The organism is Streptomyces sp. NPDC088254 (assembly GCF_044740925.1).
Taxonomy (GTDB): domain Bacteria; phylum Actinomycetota; class Actinomycetes; order Streptomycetales; family Streptomycetaceae; genus Streptomyces.
Genome location: NZ_JBIURQ010000003.1, coordinates 169,796 through 185,784, shown reverse-complemented (window position 1 = coordinate 185,784; position 15,989 = coordinate 169,796). Strand labels below are relative to the sequence as shown.

Sequence of the window (15,989 nt, the reverse complement as noted above, 5' to 3'; positions counted from 1 at the left end):
TCACCGCCCCTCACCGCCTACGGGATCAGGCGTCGCCGCCCGCCGCCCCCGGGTCCGCCGCCGCGACGTCCAGCAGCTGGTACCGGTCGACGGCCTGCTTCAGTGCCGAACGGTCGACCTTGCCCTCCTTGGCCAGCTCGGTCAGGACCGCCACCACGATCGACTGCGCGTCGATGTGGAAGTACCGCCGGGCCGCGCCCCGCGTGTCCGCGAAGCCGAAGCCGTCCGCGCCCAGCGACTGGTAGGTCCCCGGCACCCAGCGCGCGATCTGGTCCGGCACCGAGCGCATCCAGTCGGAGACCGCCACGAACGGCCCCTCGGCCCCGGCGAGCTTGCGGGTCACGTAGGGAACGCGCTGTTCCTCCTCGGGGTGCAGCAGGTTGTGCCGCTCGACCTCGACGGCCTCGCGCCGCAGCTCGTTCCAGGAGGTCGCCGACCAGACGTCGGCCTTCACGTTCCACTCCTCGGCGAGGATCTTCTGCGCCTCGACCGCCCACGGCACGGCGACGCCGGAGGCGAGGATCTGCGCCGGGACGGAGCCCGAGACGCCCTCGCTGAAGCGGTAGACGCCCTTGAGGATGCCCTCGACGTCGACGTTCTCCGGCTCGGCGGGGTGCCGGATGGGCTCGTTGTAGACGGTGAGGTAGTAGAAGACGTCCTCGCCCGGCTTGCCGTCAGCGGTCTCGCCGTACATCCGGCGCAGACCGTCCTTGACGATGTGCGCGATCTCGAACCCGAACGCGGGGTCGTACGCCACACAGCCCGGGTTGGTGGAGGCGAGCAGCTGGGAGTGGCCGTCCGCGTGCTGGAGGCCCTCACCGGTCAGGGTCGTACGACCCGCGGTCGCACCCAGCACGAAACCGCGCGCCAACTGGTCGGCCATCTGCCAGAACTGGTCGCCGGTGCGCTGGAAACCGAACATCGAGTAGAAGACGTAGACCGGGACGAGCGGCTCGCCGTGCGTGGCGTAGGCCGAGCCGGCCGCGATCAGAGAAGCCGTGCAGCCGGCCTCGGAGATGCCGTCGTGCAGCATCTGACCGGTGGGCGACTCCTTGTACGCGAGCAGCAGCTCGCGGTCCACGGACTCGTACTGCTGGCCGAGCGGATTGTAGATCTTCGCACTCGGGAAGAACGAGTCCATGCCGAAGGTGCGGTACTCGTCCGGCGCGATCAGCACGAACCGCTTGCCGAGTTCCTTGTCCCGCATGAGGTCCTTCAGCAGCCTGACGAACGCCATGGTCGTGGCGATCGACTGCTGACCGGATCCCTTCTTCACGGTCGCGTAGGTCTTGTCGTCCGGCAGCGCGAGCGGCTTGGCGCGCACGACCCGCGTCGGGACGTACCCGCCGAGCCCCTTGCGCCGGTCGTGCATGTACTGCAGCTCCTCGGAGTCGCGCCCCGGGTGGTAGTACGGCGGGACCCCGCCCTCCAGCTCCTTGTCGGAGATCGGCAGGTGCAGCCGGTCGCGGAAGCCCTTGAGGTCGGCGACCGTCAGCTTCTTCATCTGGTGCGTGGCGTTGCGGCCCTCGAAGTTCGGCCCGAGCGTCCAGCCCTTGACCGTCTTGGCGAGGATGACCGTCGGCTGGCCGGTGTGCTCCACGGCCGCCTTGAACGCCGCGTAGATCTTCCGGTGGTCGTGGCCGCCGCGCCCCAGGTGCAGGATCTGGTCGTCGGTCATGCCCTCGACCATCGCGCGCAGGCGCTGGTCGTCGCCGAAGAAGTGCTCGCGGATGTACGCGCCGGACTCGGTGGCGTACGTCTGGAACTGGCCGTCGGGCGTGGTGTTCATCTTGTTGACGAGGAGGCCGTCGCGGTCCTGTGCGAGCAGCGGGTCCCAGGACCGGTCCCAGATCAGCTTGATCACGTTCCAGCCGGCGCCCCGGAACACCGACTCCAGCTCCTGGATGACCTTGCCGTTGCCGCGCACCGGGCCGTCGAGGCGCTGGAGGTTGCAGTTCACGACGAACGTCAGGTTGTCCAGGCCTTCACGGGCGGCGATGGACAGCTGGCCGAGCGACTCGGGCTCGTCCATCTCGCCGTCCCCGAGGAACGCCCACACATGCGACTTGGAGGTGTCGGCGATCCCGCGCGCGTGCATGTAGCGGTTCATCCGCGCCTGGTAGATCGCCCCGATCGGGCCGAGGCCCATCGACACGGTCGGGAACTCCCAGAAGTCCGGCATCAGCCGGGGGTGCGGGTACGAGGAGAGCCCGTGCGGCGCCTTGGACTTCTCCTGGCGGAAAGCGTCCAGGTTCTGCTCGCTGAGCCGGTCCAGCAGGTACGCGCGCGCGTAGATGCCCGGCGAGGCGTGCCCCTGGAAGAAGACCTGGTCGCCGCCGTCGCCCTCGTCCTTGCCGCGGAAGAAGTGGTTGAAGCCGACGTCGTACAGCGACGCGGAGGAGGCGAACGTGGCGATGTGGCCGCCCACGCCGATGCCCGGGCGCTGGGCGCGCGAGACCATCACGGCCGCGTTCCAGCGGGTCGCGTTGAGGATCTTCCGCTCGATCTCCTCGTTGCCCGGGAAGAACGGCTCGGCCCTGGTGGGGATGGTGTTGACGTAGTCCGTGCTGCGCATCTCGGGCACGGCCACGCGCTTCTCGCGGGCCCGCTCGATCAGGCGCAGCATCAGGTAGCGGGCCCGTTCCCGGCCGCGCTCGTCGATCGCGGCGTCGAGGGAGTCGAGCCACTCCTGGGTCTCCTCGGGATCGAAGTCAGGAACCTGACTCGGGAGGCCGCCAATGATGATCGGGTTGCGATCGGATCCGGAAGCCACGCTGTTCCTTACCTGTCGGAGGGCTGATTGTCCGCTGTGCCGCTGTGTCCGCCGGCCCGCGCTGCACGCCCCGGGTCTGCAGTGCCTGCACCGCCCCCATCGTGTACCTCGGGGCCGCAAACGTCATCTCTACCCAGAGGTAACCGGTACCTGTTCGAAACTCGTACCCGTGGATGGTTCTCAAACGCGCATTCAGGGCACACAGGTGTGGTGTGTGTCACCCATCGGCCCGGGTGGTGTGCCTGAAGTTGCGGCGACACGGCCAGGATCGTCACCGTTTCGGCGGTCTGAACCGCCGGGTACTTGCGCGATCCGTCCCGCCCGTGTGGACTACGGCCAATGCTTCGCGCACGCGCGTGGCTGAGTTATTTCCCGAAACATGATCAGGAGGCACCCCGTGAGCGCGACCGCGGACCACGCGGAGGAGCGGACGAGCCCTGCCGTCAGGCTGGGTTTCCAGCCCGGGCAGGTGGTCCAGGAGATCGGCTACGACGACGACGTCGATCAGGAGCTCCGCGAGTCCATCGAGGAAGTCATCGGCAGCGACCTGGTGGACGAGGACTACGACGACGTTGCCGACGCCGTGGTGCTGTGGTTCCGCGACGAGGACGGCGACCTGACGGATGCGCTGGTGGACGCCACCACGTACATCGAAGAAGGCGGCTCCATCCTCCTCCTCACGCCGAAGACCGGCCGAGCGGGGTACGTCGAGCCCAGCGACATCTCCGAAGCCTCGACGACGGCGGGTCTGTCGGCCAGCAAGAGCGTCAGCGTGGGCAAGGACTGGAGCGGCAGCCGGCTGGTGACGCCCAAGGCGGCCAAGTCCAAGAAGTGACGAACTGAAGGCCCGGACGGGCCGGGCGCGCGCCCGGCCCGTCCGGAGGCCCGCCGTGATCGCTGCGTAGGCTGGGGCTCACCCAGACAGCCCCACGAAGGGACGTCCTCGCGATGGCGATCCAGGTCGGCGACAAGGCCCCCGACTTCGAGCTCAAGGACAACCACGGCAGGACCGTGCGCCTGTCCGACTTCCGCGGCGAGCGGAACGTCGTCCTGATCTTCTACCCGTTCGCTTTCACCGGTGTGTGCACGGGCGAGCTGTGCGAGGTGCGGGACAACCTGCCGCGCTTCGCCGACCGCGACACCCAGGTGCTCGCCGTCTCCAACGACTCCATCCACACCCTGCGCGTCTTCGCCGAGCAGGAGAACCTGGAGTACCCGCTGCTCAGCGACTTCTGGCCGCACGGCGAGGTGTCCCGGGCCTACGGCGTCTTCGCCGAGGACAAGGGCTGCGCGGTGCGCGGCACCTTCGTCATCGACAAGGAGGGCGTGGTGCGCTGGACCGTCGTGAACGGACTGCCGGACGCCCGCGATCTCGGCCAGTACGTCTCGGCTCTCGACACCCTGTGATTGACGGGCCCCAGAGCCTGTGGGGTCCGGGAACCCGTCACTAGGATCGACTCGTTGATCCGATATCCGACGCACGACGGGGCTCCCCGGCCCCTGACACCAATGGAGGACTTCGTGGGAGTCAGCCTCAGCAAGGGCGGCAACGTTTCGCTGACCAAGGAGGCCCCGGGCCTGACCGCGGTCATCGTCGGTCTGGGGTGGGACGTGCGCACCACGACCGGCACCGACTTCGACCTGGACGCGAGCGCGCTGCTGCTGAACAACGCGGGCAAGGTCGCCAGCGACGCCAACTTCGTCTTCTTCAACAACCTCAAGAGCCCCGACGGCTCGGTCGAGCACACCGGCGACAACCTCACCGGTGAGGGCGAGGGCGACGACGAGGCGATCAAGGTCAACCTCGCGGCCGTACCGGCCGACGTGGAGAAGATCGTCTTCCCGGTCTCCATCTACGACGCCGAGAACCGCCAGCAGTCCTTCGGCCAGGTCCGCAACGCCTTCATCCGCGTCGTGAACCAGGCCGGCGGCACCGAGATCGCCCGCTACGACCTGAGCGAGGACGCCTCGACGGAGACCGCGATGGTCTTCGGCGAGCTCTACCGGCACGGCGCGGAGTGGAAGTTCCGCGCCATCGGCCAGGGCTACGCGTCGGGCCTGCGCGGCATCGCGCAGGACTTCGGCGTCAACGTCTGAACCGACTCGCCCACTGTCCGGCGCCGCACCGTTTACGGGCGGCGCCGGACGCGCAGGACAACCGAAGATGACCGGGCTCCGGCCCTGACAGCCGGACAGGCCCCAGGGGAGGATCAGCACATGGGTGTCACGCTCGCCAAAGGAGGCAACGTCTCCCTGTCCAAGGTCGCGCCTAACCTCACGCGGGTGATGGTCGGCCTCGGCTGGGACGCGCGCTCCACCACCGGAGCACCCTTCGACCTCGACGCCAGCGCGCTGCTGTGCGCGGGCCAGCGGGTCATGGGCGACGAGTGGTTCGTCTTCTACAACCAGCTGACCAGCCCCGACGGCTCCGTGGAGCACACCGGCGACAACCTCACCGGTGAGGGCGACGGCGACGACGAGTCGCTGCTCGTCGACCTCGCCAAGGTGCCGGCCCAGTGCGACAAGATCGTCTTCCCGGTCTCGATCCACATGGCCGACGAGCGCGGCCAGACCTTCGGGCAGGTCAGCAACGCGTTCATCCGGGTCGTCAACCAGGCCGACGGCCAGGAACTCGCGCGCTACGACCTGAGTGAGGACGCCTCGACCGAAACCGCCATGATCTTCGGCGAGCTCTATCGCTACCAGGGCGAATGGAAGTTCCGTGCGGTCGGGCAGGGGTACGCGTCAGGGCTGCGGGGCATCGCTCTAGACTTCGGGGTCAACGTTTCGTAAAACCGCGTACGGCGCGGGGGAGCCCCGTACACAAGGATTGGGTAGCCAGTGGTTCTGAAAACCTTCGGGTGGTCGTTCGCGGTGACCGCGCTCGGCCTCGTCGCGGCGGTGTTCTACGGGGGGTGGACCGCCTTCGGAGTCGTGGCGATCCTTTCCGTCCTGGAGATCTCGCTGTCCTTCGACAACGCAGTCGTCAACGCCGGGATCCTGAAGAAGATGAACGCCTTCTGGCAGCGCATCTTCCTCACCGTCGGCGTCCTCATCGCCGTCTTCGGCATGCGCCTCGTCTTTCCCGTCGTCATCGTCGCGATCAGCGCCCAGCTCGGGCCGATCGAGGCCGTCGACCTCGCGCTCACCGACAAGGACCGCTACCAGGAGCTCGTCACCGACGCGCACCCGGCGATCGCCGCCTTCGGCGGCATGTTCCTGCTGATGATCTTCCTCGACTTCATCTTCGAGGACCGGGACATCAAGTGGCTCGCCTGGCTGGAGCGCCCGCTCGCCAAGCTGGGCAAGATCGACATGCTGTCGGTCTGCATCGCCCTGATCGTCCTGCTGATCACCGCGATGACCTTCGCCACCAACGCCCACCTGCACGCCGGGCACGCCGACAAGGCCGAAACCGTCCTGCTCTCCGGCGTCGCCGGCCTCATCACGTACCTCGTCGTCGGCGGTCTCTCCAGCTACTTCGAGGACAAGCTGGAGGAAGAGGAGGAGCGCGAGCACGAGGCCGAGGAAGAGGCCAAGCGCACCGGCAAGAAGCAGTCCGCCGTGCTCCTCGCCGGCAAGGCCGCCTTCTTCATGTTCCTCTACCTCGAAGTCCTGGACGCCTCGTTCTCCTTCGACGGCGTGATCGGCGCCTTCGCCATCACCAACGACATCGTCCTGATGGCCCTCGGCCTCGGCATCGGCGCCATGTACGTCCGGTCGCTCACCGTCTACCTGGTCCGCCAGGGCACCCTCGACGACTACGTCTACCTGGAGCACGGCGCCCACTACGCGATCGGCGCCCTCGCCGTCATCCTGCTGGTCACCATCCAGTACCAGATCTCCGAGATCATCACAGGCCTGGTCGGCGTCGTGCTGATCGCCTGGTCCTTCTGGTCCTCCGTCCGCCGCAACCGCGCCCTGGCCGCGGCCGAAGGCGGATCCGGCTCGGACGAGAAGAGCGAGATCTCGTCCGGGGTGTGATCACCTTCCCGGTGAGGAACGCTCTGTGCGGGGCGGCCGCCGGAGGACGAGTCCTCCGGCGGCCGCCCCGCCGGTCTTCCACAGATCCCCTGGGGGCGGGAATGGGATTCTTCGACGGACTCCGGCCCGGCCGGGCCGCCGACTTCGACTCGGGCAGCGCGGCGACCAACGCCATCGAGCTGACCAAACGGCACAGCCAGGTCTCGCTCACCCGGCAGGACGCCGCCACCGGAAACCTGCGCATCAACCTGACCTGGCGGATGCGCACCTCCGACATCGGCGGCGGGCGGGAGAGCCTGTTGCGCCATCCTCTCAAGGCGCTGCGCCCGCCGGAGGTCATGGGACACAGCCAGAGCATGGTCAACGTCGACCTCGACCTCGGCTGCCTGTACGAGCTCGCCGACGGCACCAAGGGCGTCGTCCAGCCGCTGGGCGGGCTCCTCGGGGACGTCAACGCCCCGCCGTACGTGAAGCTCAGCGGGGACGACCGGTTCGGCTCGGCGTCCGGGGAGACGATCTACGTCAACCTCGACCACCGCGAAGCGATCAAGCGGCTGCTGGTGTTCGTCTACATCTACGACCAGACGCCGGCCTTCGACCGCACCCACGCGATCGTCACGCTCTACCCGAGCAACGGGCCCCGCATCGAGATCGGCCTCGACGAACGGCACCCCCAGGCCCGCTCCTGCGCGGTGGTGATGATCGAGAACGTGAAGGACGAACTGGTGGTGCGGCGCGAGGTGCGGTTCGTGTACGGCTTCCAGGCGGAACTGGACCGGCTCTACGGGTGGGGACTGCAGTGGGGACGCGGCTACAAGGCCAAGGCGGAGAAGTGACCGCGCGCCCCTGAGCGAGTCGCCCTACCGACCGATGAACTGGGGGCCCTGCGGCGGCATCCGGAACTCCTGAGCCGGGGCCTGCGCCGCCGGGGCCGGAGCCGGGGCCTGCTGAGGGGCGTCCGGGTAGCCGTAGCCGTACGTCGGGAGGTTCGGCGGGTAGCCGTAGGTGGCGGGGGGCTGCTGCGGGGTGGTCGTCGTCGGCTGCTCCGGGGGGAGCGGCCGGGACAGGCTCGGGGTCGGGTCCGGAGCCGTCCTGGGCAGCCCGTCGTCCTGCTGCTCCGCCGACTCGTCCACCGAGATGCCGTAGTCGGTCGCCAGTCCCTTGAGGCCCTCGGTGTAGCCCTCGCCCAGCGCGCGGAACTTCCAGCCGTCCCCGCGGCGGTACAGCTCCCCGCAGATCAGCGCGGTCTCCTCGCCCGTCTCCGGACGGATGTCGAACGTGGCCAGCGGATCGCCGTCCTTGGCCGCGTCGTACAGCAGGATGCTGAGGGACCGTACGTGGTCGAAGGTGACGCCGTCCGCCGAAGCGACCAGGAGAATGCGGCCCACATCGGGCTCGACACCGGCGAGGTCCGTCTGGATCGTGTCGGTGAGGCCCTCTGTCACCCGCTTCGCGCCGAGCCGCCACACCTTCCCGGAGGGGTGCCGGGGCTGGTTGTAGAAGACGAAGTCCTCGTCGGAGCGCACACGGCCGTCGGGACCGAGGAGCAGCGCGGAGGCGTCCACGGCCGGTACCCCCCGCCCCGGCGTCCAGCGCAGCACGGCGCGCACCGTGGTGGCCTTCAGCGGGACGTTCGACCCCTTCAGCATGGCGTGCGTCATGCGGTCATCCTGCCCTTTCGGTTCTGCTCACGACAACGCGGGGTACTCGGCGGTTCCGTGTCACCTGAAATTCACGACCGCCGGGAACCCCGGACATCTGACCCTACGTACTATTACCGGCCACCCATCGCCGAAATCCACCGGCCACCTTGCTCCACGGGGGAGATACATGCGTCATTTCGGGCACCTCACCGCCGAGGTGCGGCAGCGTCTCTTCCACCGGGAGCCGTGCGCCTTCGACGCCGACTCGCCGGGCCGGCTGCTCTCCGCCGCCCTGGGCGCCACGCTCTACAGCCCGGCCACCAGGCCCCGGCTCGCCGACGACGTGGTCAAGCAGACCGCACGCGGCGTGGTCTCGATGGTGCTGTGCCTGGAGGACTCCATCGGCGACGAGGACGTGGCCGAGGGCGAGCGGAACCTCGTCCGCCAGTTCACCGAGCTCGCCGCCCGCCCCGCGGGCGAACTGCCGCTGCTGTTCATCCGGGTCCGCGCACCCGAGCAGATCCCCGACCTGGTCCGGCGCCTCGGCCCGCAGGCGCGGCTGCTCAGCGGCTTCGTGTTCCCGAAGTTCACCGAGGAGCGCGGCATCCCCTTCCTGGAGGCGCTGACCGGCGCCGAGGTGTCGAGCGGCCGGCGGCTGTTCGGCATGCCCGTGCTGGAGACGCCCGAGCTGATGTACCGGGAGTCGCGGGTGGAGGCTTTGGAGGGCATCGCCCGCGCCGTCGAGAAGTACCGCAGCCGGGTCCTCGCCCTGCGCCTCGGCGTGACCGACTTCTGCTCCTCCTACGGGCTGCGCCGGGCCCCCGACATGACCGCCTACGACGTGCAGATCGTCGCCTCCGTCATCGCGGACGTGGTGAACATGCTCGGCCGGGCCGACGGTTCGGGATTCACCGTGACCGGGCCGGTGTGGGAGTACTTCCGGGTGCCCGAGCGCATGTTCAAGCCGATGCTGCGGCACAGCCCCTTCCTGGAGGGACAGGCCGTGGAGCTGCGTGAGAAGCTGATCGAGCACGCGATGGACGGGCTGCTGCGCGAGATCTCGCTCGACCACGCCAACGGCCTGCTCGGCAAGACCTGCATCCACCCCTCGCACGTGCCGGCGGTCCACGCGCTGTCCGTCGTCAGCCACGAGGAGTACAGCGACGCGGCGGACATCCTGCGGCCGGAGCGCGGCGGCGGGGGAGTGCTGCGGTCGGCGTACACGAACAAGATGAACGAGGTGAAGCCGCACCGCGCCTGGGCGGAGCGGACCATGCTCCGGGCCGAGGTCTTCGGCGTGGCCAACGAGGACGTCAGCTTCGTCGACCTGCTCGCCGCGACCATCCCCGGCTGAGCCCCCCCTCACTCGCCTCACTCCTCTCTCCACCTGGCTTCGACATAGGGACGCATGAACAACTCAGTGAACAACGCGGTCTGGTCCGGGACCTGGGTCGCCGAGCGGCTCGGGCTGGAACTCGTGGGCGACGACGCGCTCCGTGACCACCTGGGGCTCGCCCTGCGCCGCAACCCCAAGCGGGCGCACCTGCTCGTCTCCAACGTGCTGGGCAAACACGTCCCGCAGTCGCCGGCCGTCGTCCGCGGCCACGGCGTCGCCCTCGGCCGCCGGGTGCGGGAACTGCTGGGCGCGGAGGCGGGGAACGCGGTCGTCCTCGGCTACGCGGAGACCGCGACCGGCCTCGGCCACTGCGTCGCCGACGGCATCGGCTCCGTCCCCTGCCTGCACTCCACTCGCCGCCCGGTGCCCGGGGTCGCCCGGGCCGGCGGCTTCGAGGAGGCCCACTCCCACGCCACGTCCCACCTGCTGCTGCCGGAGGACCCCGCGCTGCTGGTCGGCGACGGGCCGCTGGTCCTGGTCGACGACGAGTTCTCCACCGGCAACACGGTCCTCAACACCATCCGTGACCTCCACGAGCGTTATCCGCGCCGCCGGTACGTGGTGGTCGCCCTGGTCGACATGCGCTCGGCCGCGGACGCGGGGCGTCTGAACGACTTCGCCCGCGAGATAGGCGCGAGAGTCGACCTGGTCGCGGCCGCCTCCGGCACGGTGCTCCTGCCGGAGGGGGTGCTGGAGAAGGGGCGGGAGCTGGTGGCGCGGTACGAGGCAACGGTGAGCCATGAAACGGACGGTTCCGGCAACCCCCCAGGGGCGCGGGTAACTGCGCGAACAACCCCCACCGGCCCGCAGCCAACACACCACCTCACCCGCGTGGACCTGAACTGGCCCCAAGGCCTCCCCGACGGGGGTCGGCACGGCTTCACGCCCGCCCACCGCGCACAACTCGACGCCGCCCTCCCCGACATGGCCGCCCGCCTGGCAGCCGCACTGCCCAGGGACGCCCACCGCGTGCACTTCCTCGGCTTCGAAGAGCTGATGTACGCCCCCCTGCGCCTCGCCTGCGAGCTGGAGCGCGGCGGTGGCGTCGAGGTCACCTACTCCACCACCACCCGCTCCCCCGTCCTCGCGGTCGACGACCCCGGTTACGCGATACGCAGCCGCCTCGTCTTCCCCGCGCACGACGACCCCGCCGACGGCCCCGGCGAGCGCTACGCCTACAACGTCGCCGGCGCCGGATTCGACGCCGTCGTCGCCGTCGTGGACTCCGCGGCCGACACGGAGGAGCTGCACGCCCCCGGCGGCCTCCTCGACCGCCTCGCCGCGCACACCCCGCACGTGGTCCTCGCCGTCGTACCGTCGTACGTGCCCGAGCCGCTGTACGCCGACGCCCTGCCCGAAATGAGACCCTCCATGCTGTCCGAGCCCCTCCGCGGCCCCGCCTTCTCCTCGTACGCGCCCGAGGAGGTCGGCTGGCTGCTCCAGGACCTCTCGGAGGTGACGCTGGAGGCGCCGACCGAGGAGCGCGAGGAGGCCATCCAGTCGGGCGGCGCGCACTACGCCGAGTCGCTGCCGGTGGAGTACCAGCCCAGCGAGCAGTACCAGGAGCTGTTCCACGCCGCCCTCGGGACCTCCGCGGCGCGTCTCGCGCAGGCGGTCGGCGCGGTCACGGAGCTGGTGATCGCCGAACGCTCCCCGCGCCCCGTCCTGGTCTCCCTCGCCCGCGCCGGCACCCCCGTCGGCGTGCTGATGCGCCGCTGGGCGGCCCACCGGCACGGTCTCGAGCTGCCGCACTACGCCGTGTCGATCGTGCGCGGGCGCGGCATCGACGCCAACGCGCTGCGCTGGCTCGCCGAGCACCACGACCCGCGGGACGTCGTCTTCGTCGACGGCTGGACCGGCAAGGGCGCGATCACCCGCGAACTCGCGGCGGCTGTCGAGGAGTTCGAGGCGGCGGGCGGCGCGCCCGGCTTCGACCCGGAGATCGCGGTGCTCGCCGACCCGGGATCCTGCGTGCGCACGTACGGCACCCGCGAGGACTTCCTGATCCCCTCCGCATGCCTCAACTCCACGGTGTCCGGCCTGATATCGCGGACGGTGCTGCGCGCCGACCTGGTCGGCCCGCACGACTTCCACGGCGCGAAGTTCTACCGCGAACTGGCCGGAGCGGACCTGTCCAACGCCTTCCTGGACGCCGTCTCCGCCCGCTTCCCCGACGTCGCCGACGCCGTCGACGGCACGGTGAAGGAGCTCCTCGCGAGCGACCGCTCGCCCACCTGGGAGGGCTGGGCCGCGGTGGAGCGCATCAGCGAGGAGTACGGCATCCACGACGTGAACCTGGTCAAGCCCGGCGTGGGCGAGACCACCCGGGTGCTGCTGCGCCGCGTCCCGTGGAAGATCCTGGCCCGCTCCGGCGCGGGCGCCGACCTGGACCACGTCCGGCTGCTCGCCGGACAGCGAGGGGTGCCGGTGGAGGAGGTCGGCGAACTGCCGTACACCTGCGTGGGGTTGATCCACCCGAAGTACACGCGGGGCGCGACCGGCGCCGACGGCCGGGCGGTGACGGTCTGATGCCGGTGCTGGTGGCGAGCGACCTCGACCGTACGCTCATCTACTCCGCGGCGGCCCTCGCGCTGACCATGCCGGACGCGCGGGCGCCCCGGCTGCTCTGCGTGGAGGTGCACGAGAGCCGGCCGCTGTCGTTCATGACGGAGACGTCGGCGCGGCTGCTCACCGAACTCGGGGACGCGGCGCTGTTCATGCCGACGACCACCCGGACGCGCAAGCAGTACCTGCGCATCAACCTGCCGGGCCCGCCGCCCAAGTACGCGATCTGCGCCAACGGCGGCCACCTCCTGGTCGACGGGGTGTCCGACCCGGACTGGCACGCGTCGGTGACCGCGCGGCTCGCCGACGAGTGCGCGCCGCTCGCGGAGGTGCAGGCGCATCTGGCGGCCTTCTCCGACCCGCTCTGGCTGCGCAAGCAGCGCGTCGCGGAGGACCTGTTCGCCTACCTCGTGGTGGAGCGCGAGCTGCTGCCCGAGGAGTGGGTGAAGGAGCTCGCGGTCTGGGCGGAGAACCGCGGCTGGACGGTGTCCCTGCAGGGCCGCAAGATCTACGCCGTGCCCAAGCCGCTCACCAAGAGCGCGGCCGTGCGCGAGGTGGTCCGCCGTACCGGCGCGCAGCTCACGCTGGCCGCCGGCGACTCGCTCCTGGACGCCGACCTGCTCCTGGCGGCGGACCGGGGCTGGCGCCCCGGCCACGGCGAACTGGCCGACGAGGCCTGGACGGCGCCGCGGATCACGGCGCTGCCCGAGCGGGGCGTCCTCGCCGGGGAGCGGATCCTGCGGGAGTTCCTGCGGGGGGCACACGAGGGATGACCCCCGCCGCGGCCCGTCTTTGACGTCAGCCGCCGCGCCCGTCGCCGGAGTCAGCCGCAGCAGCCTCCGCCGCAGCAGCCGCCGCCCCCGCCCCCGCCGCCCGCCTTGGGCGCGGGGGCGGTCGTCGTGCCGCCCACGGCCACGGCGGAGAGCAGCTTGACCGTGTCGTCGTGGCCGGCGGGGCAGTCGGCGGGGGCGGAGGACTCCGCCATCGGGCGGCTCAGTTCGAACGTGTCGCCGCACGTCCGGCAGCGGTACTCGTAGCGAGGCATGCGCCCAGGTTAGCCGGGCGGCCCGTCCTCGCCCCGGAAAGCCGATGGCTCGACCCCGACTGGCCGGAACCCGATCTTCATGGTATTTACAGTTGTCAAATCTTGAAACAGTGCGGGCGGTCTGCCCTGGGGGGTCCCGGAAGGCCGCCGGTTCCGTGGCACGGGAAAGGTGTGCGGGTCTGAATGAGGCGTCGTCGGTGGGGGACGGGCGCGGTCGTCGCGGCGGGCGTGTGCGGGACGTTGTTGGCGGTGCAGACGGCGACCGGGGGGCCGTCCGGCGAGGGGGGCCGCGACGAGCGCGGACCGGTCCGTGACCAGGTCCGGTCGGCCGCGCTGACGCCGAGCCGGGACGGCGCGTCGGCCACACTGGGCCGGCGGGAGACCGAGCCCTTCGGCATGCTGGGCGTCACCTGGCGGGACCCCTCCGCCGTGCTGAACGGCACGGTCGAGGTGCGCACCAGGGCGGTCGGTTCCGGAACCTGGTCGGACTGGCTCGCGCTGGAGCGCGACGCGGGCCGCGAGGAGGTGGGCGGCGTCCGGGGCGGCACCGAGCCCGCGTGGGTCGGGCCGTCCGACGGCGTCGAGGTGCGGGTGAACGGCAAGGCGGCGCGACGCCTGCCACAGGGGCTGCGCCTGGACATGATCGCCGCCGACGGGAGCTCCACCGCGGCCGGTGGCATCGAGCCCGCCGCGTTCGTCGCCGACGGGGACGGTCCCACCGCCCCGGAGACGACGCCGCCGGAAGCGACCCCGTCGACGCCCCCGTCCGCGTCGGAGACGGCCACGGACGGGTCGTCCCCGTCCGAGGCGCCCACCTCGGACTCCGCGTCGCCTTCGTCGTCACAGCCGGCGTCGCCCTCGTCGTCACAGCCGGCGTCGCCCTCCGCGTCCGCGTCGCCGTCGCCCTCCGGGCCGGGGACGCCTACCGCGCCGCCGTCCACCGTGCCGCGGCCGCCGATCACGCCCCGCTCCGGATGGGGCGCGGACGAGTCGCTCAGCCCGGAGGAGCCCGCCTATCCGCCCGGCGGGAAGATCAAGGCCGTGGTGGTGCACCACACCGCCCAGAGCAACGACTACACCTGCGCCGAGGCGCCGTCGATCATCAACGCCGTCTACACCTACGACGTGCGGACGCTCGGCTGGAAGGACCTCGGCTACAACTTCGTCGTCGACAAGTGCGGCACCGTCTACGAGGGCCGCAAGGGCGGCGTGGACCTGCCGGTGGTGGGCGCCCACGCCTACGGCTTCAACTCCCAGACCACCGGCATCGCCGTGCTGGGCACGTACACCGACTCCCCGCCCTCCCAGGCCGCGATGGTCTCGGTGGCCCGGCTCGCCGCGTGGAAGCTCGGCCAGTACGGCGTCGAGCCGGACTCGGCGGTCGACCTCACCACCGCGGTCGAGGGCCGCACCCTCGCCGGCAGGTCCTGGGGGCCCGGGGAGACGCTGACCCTCCCGGCGATCCACGGGCACCGCGACGGCTACAACACCCTGTGCCCGGGCGACGCGTTCTACGCCCGCCTCGGCGAACTGCGCGGCCTCGCCGCCGGACCCGTGACGGGGCTGACGCTCACCTCCGTCACCGGCACGACCGCCGTCGGCCCGACCCGGTACGCCACCGGCCCCGTCACGCTGAACTGGTCGGCCACGACACCGGCCGCGCTCGTCTCCCGCTACGAGGTGCTGGTCGACGAGGAGCCGGCGCTCACCGCCGACGGCGACGCGACCTCCGCCCGGGTGCCGCTGACCGACGGCGCGCACCAACTGCGGGTCAGGGCCGTCCACCTGTCCGGCCGGACCTCGGTCACCGAGCCCGTCGCCGTGACCTCGGACACCACCGCGCCCACCTTCCCCGTCGCGCCGGGCCTCGCCCTGCGCCAGGGCGTCGTGGACCCGGCCGCCGTGCCGCTGACCCTCGGGTGGACCGCGGCCGACGCCGCCCTGAAGGAGGTGCGCCTGACCGCCCCGACGGCGGCGGCCTTCGGACCGGCCGTCACCAGCGCCCCGTACACCGCACCCCTCGGCGCCACCACCACCTGGTCGCTGAACGCCTCCGACGTGGCCGGGAACACCACCACGGCCTCGGTCGCGGGCACGACGGCCGTCCTCGAGGAGACCGACGCCGTCCGGACCGGGACCTGGACGGCCAAGTCGTCCGACGGTTTCCTGGGCGGCGGTTCCCTCGGCAGCCGCTCCAAGGACGCCTCGCTGACGTGGACGTTCACCGGCCGCTCGGTCGCCTGGGTGGTCGCGCGGTCCGCCCTCTCGGGCCGGGCGGACGTCTACGTGGACGGCGAGAAGGCGACGACCGTGGACCTCAGGCTGTCCAAGGTCGGCTACCGGAACGCCATCTGGACCCGGACCTGGGCCGAGAGCGGCCCGCACACGGTCAGGATCGTGGTGGAAGGCACACCGAGGCGTCCCACCGTCCTCACCGACGGCCTCGTGTACCTGAGGTAGCGGGGACTTTTCGGGAACTGCCGAACAACCAGTGCATTCGGCCGGGGCGTCGCCCACCGGCGTCCCCGCCGAATGCCCTGACCCACCCCGACTTCGGGCGAAGGGACGGGAAAGTTTAGGATT

Annotated in this window: 13 protein-coding genes; 10 read left to right on the top strand and 3 right to left on the bottom strand. The window is 70.8% G+C overall.

The window, feature by feature from the left end; translation table 11 throughout:
• Positions 1-25 precede the first annotated feature (25 nt).
• Complete coding sequence (gene aceE, locus ACIOC0_RS11405) at positions 26-2,773, bottom strand: pyruvate dehydrogenase (acetyl-transferring), homodimeric type (RefSeq protein WP_402154673.1); 2,748 nt, start codon at positions 2,771-2,773, stop codon at positions 26-28.
• Between the two features lie 397 nt (positions 2,774-3,170).
• Between aceE and ACIOC0_RS11400 the strand changes: the two genes are divergently transcribed.
• The 6 genes from ACIOC0_RS11400 (at position 3,171) to ACIOC0_RS11375 (ending at position 7,593) form a co-directional block, all read left to right on the top strand.
• Complete coding sequence (locus tag ACIOC0_RS11400; protein ID WP_351098695.1) at positions 3,171-3,608, top strand: DUF3052 domain-containing protein; 438 nt, start codon at positions 3,171-3,173, stop codon at positions 3,606-3,608.
• 113 nt (positions 3,609-3,721) lie between these two features.
• Complete coding sequence (locus ACIOC0_RS11395) at positions 3,722-4,180, top strand: peroxiredoxin (RefSeq protein WP_351097900.1); 459 nt, start codon at positions 3,722-3,724, stop codon at positions 4,178-4,180.
• A 114-nt stretch (positions 4,181-4,294) separates the two neighbouring features.
• Positions 4,295-4,870, top strand: a complete 576-nt coding sequence (locus ACIOC0_RS11390; RefSeq protein ID WP_130436975.1) for a TerD family protein — start codon at positions 4,295-4,297, stop codon at positions 4,868-4,870.
• Positions 4,871-4,990: 120 nt separating this feature from the next.
• The gene (locus ACIOC0_RS11385) at positions 4,991-5,566 is read left to right on the top strand and encodes a TerD family protein (protein ID WP_130436976.1); all 576 of its coding nucleotides are present in this window, start codon (positions 4,991-4,993) and stop codon (positions 5,564-5,566) included.
• Between the two features lie 48 nt (positions 5,567-5,614).
• The gene (locus ACIOC0_RS11380; RefSeq protein ID WP_402154670.1) at positions 5,615-6,757 is read left to right on the top strand and encodes a DUF475 domain-containing protein; all 1,143 of its coding nucleotides are present in this window, start codon (positions 5,615-5,617) and stop codon (positions 6,755-6,757) included.
• Between the two features lie 101 nt (positions 6,758-6,858).
• Positions 6,859-7,593 (top strand): Tellurium resistance, encoded by a 735-nt coding sequence (locus tag ACIOC0_RS11375; protein WP_402154668.1) that lies wholly within the window; start codon positions 6,859-6,861, stop codon positions 7,591-7,593.
• Positions 7,594-7,617: 24 nt separating this feature from the next.
• On the opposite strand, the gene ACIOC0_RS11370 is transcribed toward ACIOC0_RS11375, so the two are convergent.
• Complete coding sequence (locus tag ACIOC0_RS11370; protein WP_402154666.1) at positions 7,618-8,418, bottom strand: TerD family protein; 801 nt, start codon at positions 8,416-8,418, stop codon at positions 7,618-7,620.
• Between the two features lie 169 nt (positions 8,419-8,587).
• Here ACIOC0_RS11370 and ACIOC0_RS11365 point away from each other — a divergent pair, with 169 nt between their 5' ends.
• Genes ACIOC0_RS11365 through ACIOC0_RS11355 form a run of 3 tightly spaced genes read left to right on the top strand, consistent with a single transcriptional unit; the run spans position 8,588 to position 13,134 of the window.
• A complete protein-coding gene (locus ACIOC0_RS11365; protein ID WP_402154664.1) occupies positions 8,588-9,754 on the top strand; it encodes an HpcH/HpaI aldolase/citrate lyase family protein in 1,167 nt (388 codons plus the stop codon).
• A 54-nt stretch (positions 9,755-9,808) separates the two neighbouring features.
• Complete coding sequence (locus ACIOC0_RS11360) at positions 9,809-12,325, top strand: phosphoribosyltransferase (RefSeq protein ID WP_402154662.1); 2,517 nt, start codon at positions 9,809-9,811, stop codon at positions 12,323-12,325.
• Entirely contained in the window at positions 12,325-13,134 is an 810-nt protein-coding gene (locus ACIOC0_RS11355; RefSeq protein WP_402154660.1) for an HAD family hydrolase, read from the top strand. The genes ACIOC0_RS11360 and ACIOC0_RS11355 overlap by 1 nt, the downstream gene beginning before the upstream one ends.
• A 50-nt stretch (positions 13,135-13,184) precedes the next feature.
• Here ACIOC0_RS11355 and ACIOC0_RS11350 read toward each other — a convergent pair whose 3' ends face one another.
• Positions 13,185-13,406 (bottom strand): zinc ribbon domain-containing protein, encoded by a 222-nt coding sequence (locus tag ACIOC0_RS11350; RefSeq protein WP_402154658.1) that lies wholly within the window; start codon positions 13,404-13,406, stop codon positions 13,185-13,187.
• A gap of 183 nt (positions 13,407-13,589) precedes the next feature.
• Here ACIOC0_RS11350 and ACIOC0_RS11345 point away from each other — a divergent pair, with 183 nt between their 5' ends.
• Positions 13,590-15,866 carry an N-acetylmuramoyl-L-alanine amidase gene (locus ACIOC0_RS11345; RefSeq protein WP_402154656.1) on the top strand — a complete coding sequence of 759 codons (2,277 nt, stop codon included), beginning with the start codon at positions 13,590-13,592 and terminating at the stop codon, positions 15,864-15,866.
• Positions 15,867-15,989 lie beyond the last annotated feature (123 nt).